A 16,278-nucleotide genomic window follows, 5' to 3' on the forward strand; every position below is an offset into this window, starting at 1 on the left:
CCAAAGTCCTCTGCTTAACGGCTGAGTCGGCATTAATACATTCGTCATTATGGAGGACTTTTGTCGCGAAATAGACTCCCGCTCCATTAACCGTTCCAGCCATTATTGCCACCTCGCTTGTCTTGCAAAATTTTAACTATATTTTAAACTAGGATTCTTGTGGCTAATTGATTTAATAGCTTACCGGTGTTAATATTTACCTATTACTATTCCAAGGAGTTTATAGAGATGAAACACACGTTTTTATTTTTAGAGGGAACCTGGTTAGCTAAGGGTAATTACTTTGACCCGAACAATAATATAATCCTTGTTGAAGGGAAATCAGTAATCACACACCGAAAAAGATTGTGGTTAATTGAAAGTTATATGAAATTGCTGCTGGATAACCCCATTGAGTTCCACAATAAATATGAAATTACTCCGTTTAATAAAGAGCATACCGGCTGGCAATCCTATAATCCAGATTTAGGAACTCTTATCGGCAAGTTTATGATAATTGAAAATACAATTATATCAACTTATGTCTCTCAGAATGGAGAATATTCCGGTTCGGAATGCCTGGTTAAAACCAGCGATGCAATTTATAAAGCGAAGGGTTATGCTCTTAAAGGTGATGAAAAATTATCATCCTGGTCTGTTGATTTAATAAAGGTTGAATAACAGCAAAATTTTAATCCCAAAATCTCGGAGCCGTTTTGACAACAATGGGGGCCGTGACGTATTGAACGGGGTTGTCTGGGATAACGCCCTGGCTTACAGCATTCTCCTTTCGTTATGCTCCGTGTGTCTCCCCAATAAATGGCATTTAAAAGGGGCCATGTGTGCCGCGTCAGTCGGCCCACAAAAGCCCATTATTTTTGTATAATCATCAAATGCTAATCATTCTTTATACGAACACTATAATGCCTCATCGCAGAATGTCGTCATATCGTTGCCAATTCATCCTTGATTATACTATTTTATCATAATTCCTTTTTTGCCTTGGCCAATCCGGAACATTATCATCAGCCACTACTTCTATGTTTATCTCCTTTACAATGCTGATTTTTTTAATAATCTTTTTCTCTACTTCAGCCACTACATCATCGGCCAATTCAATATTAAGCCTTGGCTTGGTTTCAATAGTCATATTAACCAATAAAGAGCGTGATCCAATATACATGGTTTTTATCTCTTTTACATCCGTAACACCGGAAACATTCATGGCAATATCTCCAATACGTTTTACAATATTAGGGTGAGCAGCCCTACCCACGATCATATCCCTGTTCTCGTAAGCCAGCATAATGGCTAAAGCTCCCAACATGGCTCCGATTATAATTGAGGCTATACCGTCGTAAACAATATTGTTGGTAAGCTTGCTGACGAATACTGCAATCAGTGCTATGATTACTCCCAACAGGGCTGCAACGTCTTCAAAAAAGACGAATTTTACCGCAGGATTTGCTACTCTGTTTATATTTTTAATCGAAGCAGTTATGACCTTAAGGCCCCGGGCTTGTACACCTACATCCCTTGTGACGGCACGCATCGCAGCCCTTACAGCATATGTTTCAAATAAAACCGCCAGGGACAGTGCGATGGTTATAAGCTCAATGGCTGCAATTGGGTGCGGATTAACCACTTGGTGATACCCCCTGGTCAATGAACCCATGCTGGTTACGCCAAACATGAAAACCGAGGCAATAAAGGACCAAAAATATACCTCTTTACCATAACCGAATGGGTGTTCCATATCAGCGGGCCGGGAGGCCAGTTTTATACCGATAAGCAAGAATATACTGTTCACCAAGTCAGACAAAGAATGCAAGGCTTCTGAAAACATGGCGGCACTGTTACCTATCCAGGCAGCTATGGCTTTTGTTAAAAAAATAGATAGATTGGCAAACAGGGCAATCCATACGGCTTTATGGCCGCTTTCGTCCAATTATCAGCACCATCCTTTTAATATAGAATAAAACCTGCCCCACAAAAGAGGCAGGTTTGTCTATTACATAACCTCACTGAAGGACTTTAAATCAGGACAAGAAACTGTTTTTCTTTTCCATCCCTGCACCATATCATCTACGATTATCTCTATATTTATGTGTGTTACAAAGCTCAAGTCTGCTTTTATAACTTTTTCAACTTCGTCGGAGATGTTTTCCGCAGATTGAACATCTAAATAATTTTTAATCTTAATTTCCATGTTTACCAGCAGTGACTGAGGGCCAACATACATGGTTTTTATTTCACGGATATCCGTTACTCCCGGCACCTTCATGGCAAGATCGCCAATCAACTGAACAGTTATCTGACTGGCCGAACAGCCGATAATTAAGTCGGTGAGCAGCCGATTCCAATTTCAACAGTGTGTTCCGGCGCCCCGGTGGCATCCGCCATGTATCCCCTGAACGGGAGATAGCCATTTGAATAATGTTCCTCTGCTTATTTCCTTACCCTTCTCCGGCAAATGGCCGTCCAGAAGGTTTAGCCTTTCCCTTATTTCCTCCAAGGTAAACCTCTGTGTTTTCATACCTTCAATCAACTTCAGCCTGACCAGGGCATCGTCGGAATAGTACCTGTATTTACTTTAGGACCTGACAGGACTTAACAAGCCAAGGTTGGTATAATAGTCGATTGTTCTTCTGCTAGCCCCTGCAAGCTCCGCAATTTCTCCAATTTTATATTTCTTTAATTCCCCAATGGAATCACCTCATCCTTATTATATAAAACTGCCCCGCAAACTGTACAGTTAAACGTTATGTAAAAAAACTTTTGAGGTTTGTTAATGTCTAATTCTTTAATTATATGACTCATACAACATGACAAAGGCTTTTTCGCCATGACCCTCCGGACCATTATTTTACTATATTTGAAGTATAGCTCAACCTTCTTACATGTAAGATTTTAATTTCTTAACACAATTATTATGACATTGAAATTGTTGATAACCAAGCAAATCCTCAATAAACTTTTCATTTAGCTTCTTACGCTCACTTTTTGGTAGATTAATTACGGCCTCGGCCAAATCAGCCAAAAGCTTATAGAAACCCCTAGCCCTTACTGCAAGCTCCTTACTAAAGTACTCGTCACCAAAATTCCACTCAGCTTCTGTGCCGAATTCTTTTTCATATCCTATGATCAATTTTAGAATAAATTTAATATCAGCTCCGCCACCCTCAAACTCGCCCTTCTTAATTTTCTCAAATGCGGTGTTAGCCCTAATCATTTCTCCATAGAAAAAATCAGTGTAATCAGTTTTCATTTTAATGTCATCCTGATTATTTAGGACCTCTACCATAACCTTGTACAGATCCGAAACCAAGGGAAACAGTTCTTCGATTTCTTTGTCATCAAAAGCGGTCAACATCAGTAAAAAGGAGTCAATATCACTGCTTCCCAGTTTATCTAAAGAATAAGGCAATACATTTACAGCTTCGTTCCACGTAATACTTCTAGTTTCACCTGTTTTTCTAAGCCACTGATATATTATTTGAGTTGCTTTCTCGGTAGATTGATTTTGAAACTTTTCATAGAGAAAATCAATACATTTATAGAGCTTTCCCCTTTTCTCTTCATCTATTTTAATTTCTTCTTCCTTTTTAATTTCAGTTATTTTTTCTTCTTCCTTTTCCTTACCATTATCTTTTTCTATAATTTCCTCAGGTAAGACATATACGTCATCCTCACCATGACTACCATCGTTGTAGCGCTCACTGGTTTTTACGTAACCACTGGTTGGAACTTGTTCGCTCCACTCATATTTAGTGCCTCGCTTAATGTAGATGCGCTGGATGACGTTTGATGATGTATCTATAATCTCTTGGGGGCAAGAAGCCAATAAATCTTCCGCTGATTGACCCTTCGTTACCCGCCTTGCAACAGCATCAGCCTGCTGTTCGTAAATATCCCCTGTTTTGCCAACTCCTCCTTGAAGATATACGCCATGGCGTTGCTGAACAACGTGGGCAACTTCGTGGGCAACGGTATGTAAGTTTGGTCTGCCGGCAAATACTACATGATTACCTGTTGCATACGCTAACGCATTTATAGCTGAAGCACTCTCCGTAGCCTTTGGCCCGATATGGGCATGAATCTGGCTAATGTCGTGCTGGCCAAACGACTTTTGAATTTGCCCTTCATAAGGAAGAGCACTTGATGGCGAATGTAAACCTTCTTTGGCATTCTGTATTATAGCTTCATTACCTTTCTCATTTTCAGATTGCCGCTGAACCATTCCCGATAAAAGCCTTATAGATGCCTGGTTACCAATGGCTTGCTGAAGTTGTAATATATTTTGAGGTGATAATAATTCAGGAGTATTTTCCGCTCTCTGGATAATTGCGGATGGATTCATCTGCTGAGTCAATATATTACCTGGAGCTTTAGTCTGTGGCATTTGGTTTTTATTAGGCTCCTTATTGTTTTTGTCAATTTGACTTCTCATCCCAATCAACCCCTTCCTTATAAAATCAAACAATTATTACCTTTTCTCTACAATTTCCCTTCTTCCTGTAATTTTTTTTCATCAATAATCGACAGTTTACGTCAAATTTGCTGGGGTAAACAGGGGTTTACTCAAAATATTCAGGCCTCCGCTAATCATGAAGGCCTTTTATAAACCACTCATAAACCTCTGGGGGCAGAATAATGGTTATTTCGAAAACAATGGATAATAATACAGCCGGCCAAAGTGTCTAGGATTAAGCTGGGGTTAGTTGTCCCCGTTTTTCCTATATTTTCGTTTGGACACCCCCTTATAATTACTGGTATATATTTTCTTTGAACTCACAAGTAGATTATTGTGGTAAATGCCAAAAAATGTTAGAATTAAAATAATCCATCTCATTCCTTCCTCTATCTTGATTGTCGTTCTTATAATCGCTTGGAAACGCCCAGTAGTTGGCGGTATTGTGTTAATTGTTCTAAGTATGGTATTTACACTATTTTTTAAAACATATAGGGAACTCACTAATTTTTTAATTATTTCATTTCCATTAATATTGACCGGACTATTGTTTATTATTTCTGATTTTCTATTAAAAGATATTAAATCATAGAGAGAATTGTACATTATAAACAGAGTGGATAGAAATACAGCCTATTAATTTATACCATCGGATGTGGAAAATAGTGCGCCATTGAAGAACAGGCTATGTGTTGTTGGAGGTGAAAAAACATAATGACAGAGGAACGTTACAAGACAAGATATAAAGCAGGCGATACGCCCTGGGATATTGGCAAACCTGATTTCAACCTTATTCAGGCTGTCTCCGGGATGGCGATAAAACCCTGTAAAGCACTGGATATCGGCTGCGGAACCGGGAACAATTCCATATGGCTTTCCCAAAAGGACTTTGAGGTGACAGGTATTGACACCTCGGAGATTGCAATAAAGAAGGCTATGGAAGAAGCTTCAAAAGCTAATGTCAAATGTACCTTTATTGTGATTGACTTCCTGACAAACAAAATTGAAGGGGCACCATACGGCTTTGCTTTTGATAGAGGCTGTTTTCACTCATTAAATTCGGATGAAAAACGGAAAAGCTTTGCTGAAAATGTAGCCGCCCATTTGGAAAAAGACGGCCTGTGGCTTAGTATAATTGGCAACGCCGATGAACAGCGCAACAGACCGGGTCCACCTCAGCGTACTGCTAAAGATATTGTAAACTCTGTGGAGCCCTGCTTCGAAATCCTTTCGCTTGTTTCAGGCCATTTTGGCTCTAACAGTCCAAACCCGCCTAGAGCATGGGTTTGCTTAATGCGGAAAAGGCGTTCCGGGTAAATTTTTAGCACACTATTAAGAAAATTGGCCATGTCTTATATATTTGCCGGGTTCCCCTGGCTGCCGGCGGAAATAGTTCAAGTACCCCTGAAAAACTAAAACCCGCAGGTTCAACCCCCGTCCCTTTTGGCTGCGGCAAAAATCACAATAAGCGTTATAATATAGAAAACCTCGGAGGGCGCACCCGAGGTTTTCTACCATATCCGTATCCGTGAGAGTTCACTTAAGTCGGCTATCAGTCCTCAACTTGTCCAATTCCACCTTTATTTCTTGGATATCGGCATAGAAGGCTTTTCTATCATCCTCTCTTTCCGGCTCTTCCCCGGCCATCAGTTGGGCCAGTTTCAAGTGCAGGGAGAGCATCCGGTCTTCTATTCGGCGGTCAGCAGGCCGGCTGGTTCGCTTATGAAAGTAATTTTCAAACTCTTCAAAATTACCGGGGTAATATTCCACCTGACCTTCATTTAGAATGGCAACCCGGTTGGAAACCTTTCTTAGTAAATATCGATCATGAGAAACAACCACCAGGGCACCCGGATAACGGATAAGGGCTTCCTCAATTTGCTCCCGGGTGGAAACGTCCAGATAGTTTGTGGGTTCATCCAATACCATCAGGTTGGCCTCAGAAAAATAAAGGATGACAAAGGCTACCCGGCAACGTTCTCCCATACTGAGGGTACTGATTTTACGAAATACTTCATCCTGCCGAAAGAAAAAACCCGCCAGAATGTTCCGTGCCTCCCGTTGCGTCATCCCCGGCAGACGGAGCAGACTGTCCAGGATAGTATCTTCACTATTCAGGTTATCCAGTTCCTGGGCGAAGTAACCGATTTTTAATCTTGGATGATGGATGACCGCGCCTGACCGGGGCTGAAGCTTTCCAGACAACAGTTTCAGGAGTGTCGTTTTACCGCTTCCGTTCGGACCCGCCACTGCCAGCCGGTCACCCCTGGAGATGGTTATATTCACCCCCTGGAATACCGACTTATGCCCATAAGAGAACTCCATATCTTCTATTCGCACAAGCTGGCGGGCTTCCAAAACATTTTCTTTAAAGTGAACGTGTACGCCGGGGAGATCTTTTGGCTTTTCAACCTGTTCCTTTTCCAACCGTTCCAGTGCTTTTTCCTTTGCTCTAAAACGGGTCCGGTTTTTTTCAGCCTTTTTCTTGTAAAAGGGATTCCGCTCCCCCGCTGCCTCGTGGGCCTTCCCAAACCATTCCCTGTAACGGGAAATTGCTTCTTCAAGTTTCTTTTTATCCTGCTGTTGTTTTTTATAAAGGGAGTCCTGTTCCCTTCGCTCATGTTCCCTTTCCCGAAGAAAATTCGTGTATCCACCCGGGTATGTTTTGGTTCCTGTTGATGTAAGCTCCACCGTTTTATCTGCTACCCGATCGATAAACTCCCGGTCGTGCGACACAAACAGAACAGTGCCGTGGTACGTTTGGACCCAGCAGGTTAGCCAGTCCAGCGTCTCCATATCCAGGTGGTTGGTAGGTTCATCCATGAGCAGAAATGAAGGGTTCCCCGCCATTACCCGGGCCAACTGAGCCTTTGTTTTCTGCCCCCCGCTTATTTCCCGGTACAAAACATCCCCTGAAATGGTAAACCGGCCAAGGATAGCTTCCACCTCATACTCCCATTCATATCCCCCTAAGGATTGATAACGTTCCTGGGCGGTACTGTAACGTTCAAGGGCACTGCTCAGTTCTTCCCCTTTTTCATATTCCAATATGCCCTCCAACAGGTTCAATTCCTTTTTCAGCCGGTATAAAACCGAATGCCCCGATTGAATAAATTCCCGTATTGTCAAGGTATCCGGGACCATTAAATGCTGTTCGATAATCCCCCATGCCTTCACGGGCAAGCGGCGAAAAATTTTTCCCCCGTCTGGAGAAACCTGGTCCAACAGGCACCCCAGGAGTGTGGTTTTTCCCACCCCGTTTCGTCCCAGCAGGGCAATACGTTCTCTTTGATTTATTTCAAGATTAACATTTTCGAATATCTGCTTTCCATTCCAATCCTTTTTGAGCCCTTCAACTTTCAATATCAACATAAAAAAACCCCCCGCATCCTTATTTTGCAAATAAAAAAACAGGCTCCTGCCTGCAAGGATACGAAGAGTCGATATAGCCAAGTGGTTAAAGCCCCATAACACAAATAACCTGTGTGTTATTATGGAATGCCTCATGATTAAAATATTTTTCTTCACCAGAGGATTAAAAAAAGGCACATTTATCCCGACCACTGCACCCGCAGACAGATTCCAGGCAACCATATCCAATTTGGTTACGGACTTACCGGTCGGAACGCATGTCTATTTTTTATACCTCCAGCTTTTTTCATAATATATTTTAGTAGTTTTTTCTTAAAAAGTCCACACTGTAATCGCTGTCCCTCTTTACATTTTTTAACACATCATAATAGAATATATGTATGAATCATTATAAACTAATACAGAATTGGAAGTAAATGCCATATAAATATTAATTACTGGTTCCCCAGCATGGCTACATTTTTCAAAACAACTATCCCCTGCCAAGTGACCAAAATTATCATTGTATTTTTTAAAATAATCTATATCGATCATCAATAGAGCCAATTCCTTTTTATTCCGAATAGCCTGGCTCCACTCAGGCTGTGCAATGAAATAAGGAATCTAAATATTAAACACCCACTTTCACCCTACAATTACCTGACAATCAGTATTGGTATAGCATGCCGAAAACCTAACCATGAAGAATTGCCGATATCCATCATCACTGCTGCGGACGACGCCCTATACCGGGCAAAACGGGCTGGCCGGAACAGATTTATTTAGGAGTGAAGCAGAAAGCAGGGGGACGTTCCCCTGCTTTCTTATGCAATAATCATTGTCCAGTAATTGACTTAGAATTCGCTGACCGCTCGACTAGTATATAAATACTGGAAACTTCCGCGTCACCAACTTTATCCGGAACCTGCCCACGTTCCGGCCACTCCGGTGAGTGGTTATTCCTCAATAACATTTGGCCGGAGGAGAAGCGGTTTCCTCTACAGGATTCCTTTTGTCCATAGTTATTGGTTCTTCAGTAATGCCTCCAGCTTATAACCCGGAAGTTACACAATTGGCGTAATCCTTATGCCCCCTATTTCCACCTATTTGGGTGATTTACCCACGTCACCGGACGAAGTAATATTTAGACAGAACTTTTTTTCCTTTAATTTGGACAACCATTTAACTCTGCCAGTTTACATGGCAAATTGAATTTATAAAAAAGAGGTGCGAATTATGGACTATGACGAGGTATTAAAACAACTATCGCCATGTGGGCTTGACTGCGGCCGGTGTGCCGATTATGAAAATGGAGAAATAAGAAAACTTAGTGCAAAACTATTGCAAGCCCTTGGTAAAAACTACAACATAGTGGCAAAAATGAAATCCGACAAAAATCCCATATTTAAGAATTACTCAAATTTTAAAGAAATATTGAGTTCTTTCTCGCAGGCTTCATGCACTGGATGCAGGGGAGAAAACGATCTTTGCCCGATTCAGTGTACCGCAAAAATCTGTAACAGGGAGAAGGGCATAGATTTTTGTTTTCAATGTACCGATTATCCCTGCGATAAACAGTTTAGCGGGAAGCTTAAAGAGCTATGGATAACAATAAATAACCGCATGAAAGAAATTGGAGTAGTGGAATATTACTTTGAGCAGGTTAAGTTGCCAAGGTATTGATATTAATTTTGAATACCCCAAAATTTCACCTGAAAAAAATATAAACAAAAACCCCGGGGTTCAGTTCATTCCCCGGGGCTTTTATTTCCCAAAAGTCACCTTAATCAGGCGACTTGGATGTTGTGATCAGGTGATGGTATTTAGTTGTTCCCGTACCCGGGAATTTCTTTACACCGGGATTAAACTGCTAATTCGTTGCATTAACAGAATTGCTGCCAGCTCCATTACCGTCCCTGCCGGGACCGGGGCCATGCCCGCCGGGGCCGCCAAAGCCCATACCAAATCCCATAATCCCGTAATCTTCACCGGATTCGATTCTTTCGATCATTTGCTCGGCCTGTTCCTGTGTAATAGTGCCTGCCTCCACGGCTTCATCAATCATTTCCAATTGGGTAGCCTCCAGGGCTTCCTTTACCTGGTCCTCAGTAACGCCAAGATTGGTGGCAAATTTTGATATAAGGCTATCATAATTAGCTTTTATGGCACTCATATCCGGTTTTTCCGGTCTGTCAGCCGCCTGGCCGGTATCGGCAAAGGCAATGCCGGACATAGCCCCCGCAAAAATAACCATGGCCAAAAGAATTGCTCCGATGCGCGATTTCTTTGATTTCAAAATCATGCTCCTCCTTATGTATTGTTTTTATTTTAAATGCGGTGCACCGATTAATGTAATAATAAGGCAATAAACTGAAAACAACCTGAGGACTAACTTAAAACAACCTGTAAACAAGCTGAAAATAAGCTGTAAATTAAATACCCCGCCCCCAATATATAGGCCATTTAATTTTATTTTTTGCAGGAAAAATTCCTCTCCCGGCGCGCCGCGCGCCTTAAAGATACTGTGGCGATTTTACGCGCCAAATGCGATAAAAAAGTAACGCTTTCCACCCATTTCCCATATTATGTCAGTAAAAACAAAGGGGGTTTTCTTATGGGCTACGGTTATGGCGGCGACTGCGGCGGCGGCGGCTACGGATATCCTTATTTTGATGGAAGCTTTATTCTTTTCCTAATACTCATACTACTGGTCTTCTCGATGCCTTATTGCGGCGGGTGTTAGAAAAAATAAATAAAAACCCCCTGGGTTTAGGTAACTAGACCCGGGGGGCTTTTATGCCTTGACAAAACATATAATCACTTTACCGTCCGCCAGTTAAACGGTCTGTGAAAATGGAAAGCGGGGGGCGCTAAGCCCCTTTAAAAATGCTGTAATAGTCTGTTCGCATTGTCTAAAAACAACCGTACAAGCTCCGGATCAAACTGGGAGCCGCTACCCTTTTCAATCTCCTTCAGGGCTTCCTTCCTACTGACCGCCTGCCTGTATGGATGGTCATGGGTAATAACATCATAAACGTCCACAATGGCAAGCAGGCGTGCCGGCAAAGGGATTTCTTCACCCCGCAATCCCAGGGGATAACCTTGCCCGTCCCAGCGCTCATGGAGCCCTAAAATAGCTTCCGCCACCGCGGTTTCCCCAATGGATTGAGCCATGCGAAATCCTATCTCACTATGGCCTTGCATAATTTCCCACTCTCCCGCAGACAAAGGACCGGGCTTCCCCAGAATTTCCCCGGGTATGGCCACTTTACCTATATCATGCAGTGCGGCCAGCAAGTTTAAATTTCGCATCTGAACCGATTTAGCCTTAAATCCTAAATATTTGGCAAAATTGACGGCTAAAATTTTAATCCTTTCAATATGCCCCCTGTCTTCAAAACACCTGTCATATAGGATTTCTTCCATGCTCATAATTATCTTCCGGCGAACTTTTTGACTTTCCAGCAGCTTATTGTTGTACATCACTTTTTCGGCTATTTTAAACAGCTCGGATATACCGCTGCCCGGACTGTGCTGTGTGGCCGACCCCAGCGCCACACTCAATTCAATGGGCATATCCTTAACCTGCCCACAGGCCGCCTTAATCCTCCGGCAAACCTTGGCGCATGCATTTTCGTCAGTACCCGGCAATAAAATTAAAAACTCATCACCGCCCCAGCGGGCAACTATATCCTTTTTCCTGCAGCAATCCAGAAATACCCGGGCCAGTTTTACCAGCAACAGGTCTCCCTGCAGATGCCCAAAGACATCATTTATTAATTTTAGTCCGTTTAAATCGGCCATAATGACACTGAGGGGTAAATTTTCTCCGGTTTGCATTTGGGATGTCCATAATTCAATATAAGCACGGTTGTAAAGCGATGTGAGCTTGTCATGGCAGCTCAGATAAGCCACCTGCTCCTCCGCTTTATATTTATCCGAAACATCCGTGATAATAAGCATGATTTGGGTCTCAAGCCCATTTTCATCCGGCGGGATTAATTTGTATTCAATTGTCAGGTAACTTTCGTTAATTTTAACCAATCCCGGCAGCTTGTCCAGATACAATCGTTGCAGTGTCTCGTTTTCTGTTTGCCAGACAGCCTTTAACCCGCCGGCCAAAAGTTCATTTTGCTGGAAATCGTCACCGGCCAGCAATGATAAAATATTTGCCTTACCTATTCTCCTGCCGAAAATACGTATACACTCGGCGCTATATTCACTTTTAACAGTCAGATCCTTCCCAAAGCAGAGAAATCCCTGGCCGGCATTGTCCAGCAAATTTTTTATTTCTTTCTCCCGCCTGAACAAATTTTTAGTCTGGATATCATTAATTCTAAATATCTTCCTGGTTAGATCAAGCAGTTTTTTATAATTCATGACAAGGGATTTATAGTTGGATAATAGTTCACCCTCCGTTAACCCGCCCGCTTCAATTTCCGCCATGGCGGTTTCTAAAATATTTAGTTCTTTTTCAAACAATTTCTTCTCAGAATCACAATCTATCATCAATTTATCCTTCAATCATTTATTTCAGAATATAGAAGCCTAAACTTAATTACAACTCTTTTTTTGCGTATAAATACCGGTGCTGAAAAAGACAGGCAGCCGTCTTTTTTAAATTAATAACATTATAATCCGTACAATGCGTCAGCTATTTAAAATATATTACAGGAAATTAAATTCTTCTTAAAATTACTCCGGGGCACCTGTTGAAAAAAAAGATTAAATTTAAGAAGGAAAAGAGCATTAATAAATGAAATTAAAATATCAAATATTGTTGAAAAGTGGGGAAGCACATGCCCGGCAATAAAGTTATGGTTGTGGAGGATGAGCTGGAAATCAGGAATCTTCTAAAGCTGTACCTCAATAAAAAGGGTTACCACGTTGTGCTGGCTGAAGATGGTAATGAGGCGCTGCGTCTTTTCGAATATGAACAGCCGGACCTGATCATATTAGATATTCTTCTGCCCCAATTAAATGGTTATCAGGTTTGCCAGGAATTAAGAAAGTACTCAAACGTGCCTATTTTATTTATTAGCTGCAAGAAGGACTCCGAAGACATTATTCAGGGACTCCATTTGGGGGGAGACGACTACATTACCAAACCCTTCGACCCCAATGTTCTGGTGGCCAGGGTCGAGGCCAAGCTCCGCCGGGCTCCGATTTTCCGGCGCACCTCAACATTTCAGGAGACACCGAAAAAAGATGTTTTAACCTGCGGCAACCTGGAAATTAATTTATCAAACTATCAGGTTCTGGTGGATGGAAACCCCATTCCTCTTTCGGCCAAAGAGTTTCAGCTTTTGTTTTTTTTGGCGCAGCACCCTGACCAGGTTTTTACATCAGAAGACTTGTACAAAAAAATTTGGGGTTATGACTGCGCCGGAGACGTTAGGACCGTAATGACCCATGTCAGCAATATCAGGAAGAAAATCAAGTCCAGCCATTCAAACAAGGAATTTATCAAAAATATCCGGGGCATCGGTTACAAATTTGACGGTGAATAGTTCAGTTATGGTAAATAAAATAACATTATTCCCGGGAAAAGAATAGTACTTTTGTCAAAATGAAAGGCGGCTAATTATCCATTGTCCAGGGATTACGACACTAAAGCGCTATTTACAAATGAAAACAAAGTTCTAGAGTCGGCGAAGGCTGTCAATGGCGCTCAATTTAAAGATAATCCATTATGGCCTTTATATGAAGAACTTGTTTTACATTACGAAAAATTACTGAAAGTCACAGCCAAAATATCTAAGATAAGCGATATCCAGGGCCAGGTTTTAAAGGAGCATGAGTACAAAATTAAACAGGCCAATGAAAACCTTTGTCATATGGAGGAGTCCCGGCGCAAGCTTTTCTCGGATATCTCTCATGAATTGGGAACTCCCATGACCACCATTCAGGGTTATGTCAGGGCCATGCTGGACGGGGTTGTAAAACCGGACGAATACCATTTGGAAATGGTCTACAATAAAATACTGCTGGTAAACCAGCTGGTTGAAGATCTATACGAATTATCCAAACTGGAGTCCGACCAAATTAAGTTTTATTACAAGCAGGTTATGCTTGAAGAACTGGTTGACAACCTTATCCAAAGGTTTGGAGAAGACATTACGCAACAGGGATTTAATTTTTCCCCGGGTTTCACCGCGAGCCTGCCGGAAGACGCCTGGGTTATTCTTTCCATTGATACCGTTCGCATTGAGCAGGTAATGAACAACCTGGTTCAAAACGCCATGAAGTATACTCCGCCGGGAGGAACTATAGGTATTAAGCCTGAGCTGCGATTTTTGGAGAAATATAATGGCATTGAAGCGCGGGGCGAGTTGATAATCAAAGTAGTTGATACCGGGCCGGGAATTGACGAGTCCGCGCTTCCCTACATATTTGACCGCTTTTTTAGGGAGGGCAGGGCGCAAAAGTTCTGTGGCGCAGGGCTGGGCCTTGCCATCGCCAAACAGATTATTCTAAAACACAGTGGACAAATAGGTGTGGAAAGCCGGCTTAATGCCGGAAGCACCTTTTATTTTTCCCTCCCCGTCAGAATTGTTCCTCATCTGTAAATCATATCTCAACAAAAGGGTACGGTATATGTCTGAACAATCAAAGAACAGTTACGTTGAACAAATTAATAAGAATACGGCTAAGCCTGATCGCGACGTTATGAAGGTTATTCTTTTTGCCAGCGCCATCATTATACTATCAATTATACTGGTGGGCTCCTTTGTTTACTTTTTCACTGAAAAGGAAGTTGTCCGTAAATTAAAGAGCAAAGACCTGGTATATATAGCTGAATCCATCGCCTCAAAAATTGACGGACGCGTTGAAAGAGCAAAAGAAACCTCCCTCTTGCTGGCCAGGGACCCGGAAATTATCCAGTGGGTTACCGGGGGAGACAGAGCTGATTCTCCGGCGGGAAAACATGCAATAGAAAGAATTACGGAACTGTCCAGAAAATATGATTACAACAACTCTTTTGTGGTCAGTACCGTAACCAACCACTACTGGGCCGAAAGCGGCCGGATCATCGACACCATGACTCCGGCAGATCCGGATGACTCCTGGTTTTTTGAAGTAATTTCCTCCAAGCGGCCCGTTTCCGTTGTAATTGATTACAATGCGGAACGCAAGGGCACCTTTGTTTTTGTTGACGCCCTGATGGGAAATATAGAACATCCCCTGGGCGTAGCCGGGGTGGGGCTTAGTTTGGACAGCCTGTCCAAAGAATTCCAGAGGTTTAAATACGGTGAGGACAGTGACCTCTGGGTGATTGACGGACAGGGCAAAATTTACCTTTCAGACAACGTGGAACAAAACGGCAAAAACATCCGGGATTTTGTTCCGGACAGCGTTAAAAATCAGCTGCTTAACAACTTTAACAAAAATAATAACAGTGCTTTCGACCTGGATTATAAAAATTCAAAGGGCCAGTTAATTGATTTAATCAGCTACCCGGTTAAATCCGCCGGCTGGGTGCTGGTATTGCAAATCCCCAGGAACGACACTGTTTCCTTCCTGGAAACCATCAAGTTGAATACACTGTCAGCCACGTTAATAGCCCTTATATCGATCACTTTCTTTTTCTATTTTGTATCCCGTTATTTAGCGAATCCCTATAAAAGAACCCTGCAGATGAACCAGGAACTGGAAAGCAAGGTGGCCGAAAGAACCAGGGAGCTGCACGAGAAAAATCAAAAACTTATAGACAGCATAGAATACGCCGTGAGAATACAGGAAGCCGTACTGCCTTCAAAGGATAAGTTAAGCGGTTTATTTAAAGAACACTTTATATTGTGGAAACCCAAAGACCTGGTGGGAGGAGATTTTTACTGGGTAAAAAGATTTAAAAAGGATTGCCTTGTGGTGGTGGGGGACTGTACCGGACACGGGGTTCCCGGCGCGCTGATGACCATGTTGAGCATCTCCATTCTCAATCAAATAGTTGATGGGCATAATAAAGAAAATCCAGCCCTGCTCCTGAAAAAACTAAATAATATAATTAAACAGACCCTGGGTCAGCAAAATAGGCAAGCCCTCACCGACGACGGCCTGGATATCGGTATCTGCTATTTCAACGGGAAAAACACCATCACCTTTGCCGGGGCAAAATGCTCTCTCTACACCAGAAAAAATGATGAGTTAAAAATTGTGAAGGGCAACAGAAAAAGCATCGGTTATGTAAAAACAGACGCAAATTATGCCTACACCAATAATTTGATCGATATTGAGGAGAATGACGTGCTCTATATGACCACCGACGGATATATCGACCAGGGCGGCGGGTCAAACACCTATTCCTTTGGCAAAAAACGGTTTATTGAAGTTATCAATGGCTGTTATCAAAAGCCATTGGCCCTGCAATTCGATATCTTTATTGACAAACTGAACAAATACATGGGCGACGAAATTCAAAGGGACGACATTACCGTTATGGCATTTAAGTTTTTATAAAACCCCGGGATATCCCGGGG

General features: G+C 42.2%; 16 protein-coding genes and 1 pseudogene. 9 read left to right on the top strand and 8 right to left on the bottom strand.

Features of this window, described 5'->3' with window-relative positions; genetic code table 11:
• Positions 1-228 precede the first annotated feature (228 nt).
• The gene (locus DCCM_RS14515) at positions 229-660 is read left to right on the top strand and encodes a hypothetical protein (protein ID WP_104373110.1); all 432 of its coding nucleotides are present in this window, start codon (positions 229-231) and stop codon (positions 658-660) included.
• A 289-nt stretch (positions 661-949) separates the two neighbouring features.
• Here DCCM_RS14515 and DCCM_RS14520 read toward each other — a convergent pair whose 3' ends face one another.
• The 4 genes and pseudogenes from DCCM_RS14520 to DCCM_RS14535 form a co-directional block, all read right to left on the bottom strand.
• On the bottom strand, positions 950-1,927 hold the full coding sequence (locus tag DCCM_RS14520) for a cation diffusion facilitator family transporter (protein ID WP_104373111.1): 978 nt from the start codon (positions 1,925-1,927) through the stop codon (positions 950-952).
• Between the two features lie 63 nt (positions 1,928-1,990).
• Positions 1,991-2,332, bottom strand: coding sequence for a cation transporter dimerization domain-containing protein (locus DCCM_RS14525; protein ID WP_444979469.1), 342 nt, complete (start codon positions 2,330-2,332; stop codon positions 1,991-1,993).
• Between the two features lie 12 nt (positions 2,333-2,344).
• Positions 2,345-2,686: pseudogene (locus tag DCCM_RS14530) on the bottom strand (MerR family transcriptional regulator).
• A 189-nt stretch (positions 2,687-2,875) separates the two neighbouring features.
• Positions 2,876-4,429, bottom strand: coding sequence for an eCIS core domain-containing protein (locus tag DCCM_RS14535; RefSeq protein WP_104373113.1), 1,554 nt, complete (start codon positions 4,427-4,429; stop codon positions 2,876-2,878).
• Between the two features lie 364 nt (positions 4,430-4,793).
• Between DCCM_RS14535 and DCCM_RS19850 the strand changes: the two genes are divergently transcribed.
• Positions 4,794-5,042 (top strand): DUF7670 domain-containing protein, encoded by a 249-nt coding sequence (locus DCCM_RS19850; RefSeq protein WP_444979468.1) that lies wholly within the window; start codon positions 4,794-4,796, stop codon positions 5,040-5,042.
• Positions 5,043-5,164: 122 nt separating this feature from the next.
• On the top strand, positions 5,165-5,767 hold the full coding sequence (locus DCCM_RS14540) for a class I SAM-dependent methyltransferase (protein WP_104373114.1): 603 nt from the start codon (positions 5,165-5,167) through the stop codon (positions 5,765-5,767).
• A gap of 219 nt (positions 5,768-5,986) precedes the next feature.
• Here DCCM_RS14540 and abc-f read toward each other — a convergent pair whose 3' ends face one another.
• Positions 5,987-7,822: a ribosomal protection-like ABC-F family protein gene (abc-f, locus tag DCCM_RS14545; RefSeq protein ID WP_104373157.1), complete on the bottom strand. Its 1,836-nt coding sequence runs from the start codon at positions 7,820-7,822 to the stop codon at positions 5,987-5,989.
• Between the two features lie 354 nt (positions 7,823-8,176).
• Entirely contained in the window at positions 8,177-8,425 is a 249-nt protein-coding gene (locus tag DCCM_RS19530; protein ID WP_104373115.1) for a diguanylate cyclase, read from the bottom strand.
• Here DCCM_RS19530 and DCCM_RS19765 point away from each other — a divergent pair.
• Together DCCM_RS19765 and DCCM_RS14560 are read left to right on the top strand one after the other, a co-directional pair.
• Complete coding sequence (locus DCCM_RS19765) at positions 8,405-8,587, top strand: diguanylate cyclase (protein WP_373855487.1); 183 nt, start codon at positions 8,405-8,407, stop codon at positions 8,585-8,587. The two genes, DCCM_RS19530 and DCCM_RS19765, sit on opposite strands and share 21 nt — an antisense overlap.
• A gap of 450 nt (positions 8,588-9,037) precedes the next feature.
• Positions 9,038-9,484: a DUF3795 domain-containing protein gene (locus tag DCCM_RS14560; RefSeq protein ID WP_104373116.1), complete on the top strand. Its 447-nt coding sequence runs from the start codon at positions 9,038-9,040 to the stop codon at positions 9,482-9,484.
• Positions 9,485-9,671: 187 nt separating this feature from the next.
• On the opposite strand, the gene DCCM_RS14565 is transcribed toward DCCM_RS14560, so the two are convergent.
• Positions 9,672-10,097, bottom strand: coding sequence for a DUF2680 domain-containing protein (locus tag DCCM_RS14565; protein ID WP_165792179.1), 426 nt, complete (start codon positions 10,095-10,097; stop codon positions 9,672-9,674).
• A 318-nt stretch (positions 10,098-10,415) separates the two neighbouring features.
• Here DCCM_RS14565 and DCCM_RS19535 point away from each other — a divergent pair, with 318 nt between their 5' ends.
• Positions 10,416-10,544 (top strand): sporulation protein YjcZ, encoded by a 129-nt coding sequence (locus DCCM_RS19535; protein WP_193872611.1) that lies wholly within the window; start codon positions 10,416-10,418, stop codon positions 10,542-10,544.
• 137 nt (positions 10,545-10,681) lie between these two features.
• Here the strand turns inward: DCCM_RS19535 and DCCM_RS14570 are convergent, their stop codons facing one another.
• Complete coding sequence (locus DCCM_RS14570) at positions 10,682-12,310, bottom strand: bifunctional diguanylate cyclase/phosphohydrolase (RefSeq protein ID WP_104373118.1); 1,629 nt, start codon at positions 12,308-12,310, stop codon at positions 10,682-10,684.
• A gap of 290 nt (positions 12,311-12,600) precedes the next feature.
• Between DCCM_RS14570 and DCCM_RS14575 the strand changes: the two genes are divergently transcribed.
• From DCCM_RS14575 to DCCM_RS14585, 3 genes are all read left to right on the top strand, one after another.
• Positions 12,601-13,311 (top strand): response regulator transcription factor, encoded by a 711-nt coding sequence (locus DCCM_RS14575; RefSeq protein WP_104373119.1) that lies wholly within the window; start codon positions 12,601-12,603, stop codon positions 13,309-13,311.
• A gap of 81 nt (positions 13,312-13,392) precedes the next feature.
• Positions 13,393-14,370, top strand: a complete 978-nt coding sequence (locus tag DCCM_RS14580; RefSeq protein WP_104373120.1) for a sensor histidine kinase — start codon at positions 13,393-13,395, stop codon at positions 14,368-14,370.
• Positions 14,371-14,398: 28 nt separating this feature from the next.
• Positions 14,399-16,258: a SpoIIE family protein phosphatase gene (locus DCCM_RS14585; protein ID WP_104373121.1), complete on the top strand. Its 1,860-nt coding sequence runs from the start codon at positions 14,399-14,401 to the stop codon at positions 16,256-16,258.
• The last annotated feature ends 20 nt before the right edge of the window (positions 16,259-16,278 follow it).

Source organism: Desulfocucumis palustris (assembly GCF_002933875.1).
Taxonomy (GTDB): Bacteria; Bacillota; Desulfotomaculia; order Desulfotomaculales; family Desulfocucumaceae; genus Desulfocucumis; species Desulfocucumis palustris.

What these genes read in the sequence shown, in the direction of transcription:
- DCCM_RS14515 (WP_104373110.1), top strand. Translation starts at nt 229, where the DNA reads ATGAAACACACGTTTTTATTTTTAGAGGGAACCTGGTTAGCTAAGGGT.
- DCCM_RS14535 (WP_104373113.1), bottom strand. Translation starts at nt 4,429, where the DNA reads ATGAGAAGTCAAATTGACAAAAACAATAAGGAGCCTAATAAAAACCAA.
- DCCM_RS19850 (WP_444979468.1), top strand. Translation starts at nt 4,794, where the DNA reads ATGCCAAAAAATGTTAGAATTAAAATAATCCATCTCATTCCTTCCTCT.
- DCCM_RS14540 (WP_104373114.1), top strand. Translation starts at nt 5,165, where the DNA reads ATGACAGAGGAACGTTACAAGACAAGATATAAAGCAGGCGATACGCCC.
- abc-f (WP_104373157.1), bottom strand. Translation starts at nt 7,822, where the DNA reads ATGTTGATATTGAAAGTTGAAGGGCTCAAAAAGGATTGGAATGGAAAG.
- DCCM_RS14560 (WP_104373116.1), top strand. Translation starts at nt 9,038, where the DNA reads ATGGACTATGACGAGGTATTAAAACAACTATCGCCATGTGGGCTTGAC.
- DCCM_RS19535 (WP_193872611.1), top strand. Translation starts at nt 10,416, where the DNA reads ATGGGCTACGGTTATGGCGGCGACTGCGGCGGCGGCGGCTACGGATAT.
- DCCM_RS14570 (WP_104373118.1), bottom strand. Translation starts at nt 12,310, where the DNA reads ATGATAGATTGTGATTCTGAGAAGAAATTGTTTGAAAAAGAACTAAAT.
- DCCM_RS14575 (WP_104373119.1), top strand. Translation starts at nt 12,601, where the DNA reads ATGCCCGGCAATAAAGTTATGGTTGTGGAGGATGAGCTGGAAATCAGG.
- DCCM_RS14585 (WP_104373121.1), top strand. Translation starts at nt 14,399, where the DNA reads ATGTCTGAACAATCAAAGAACAGTTACGTTGAACAAATTAATAAGAAT.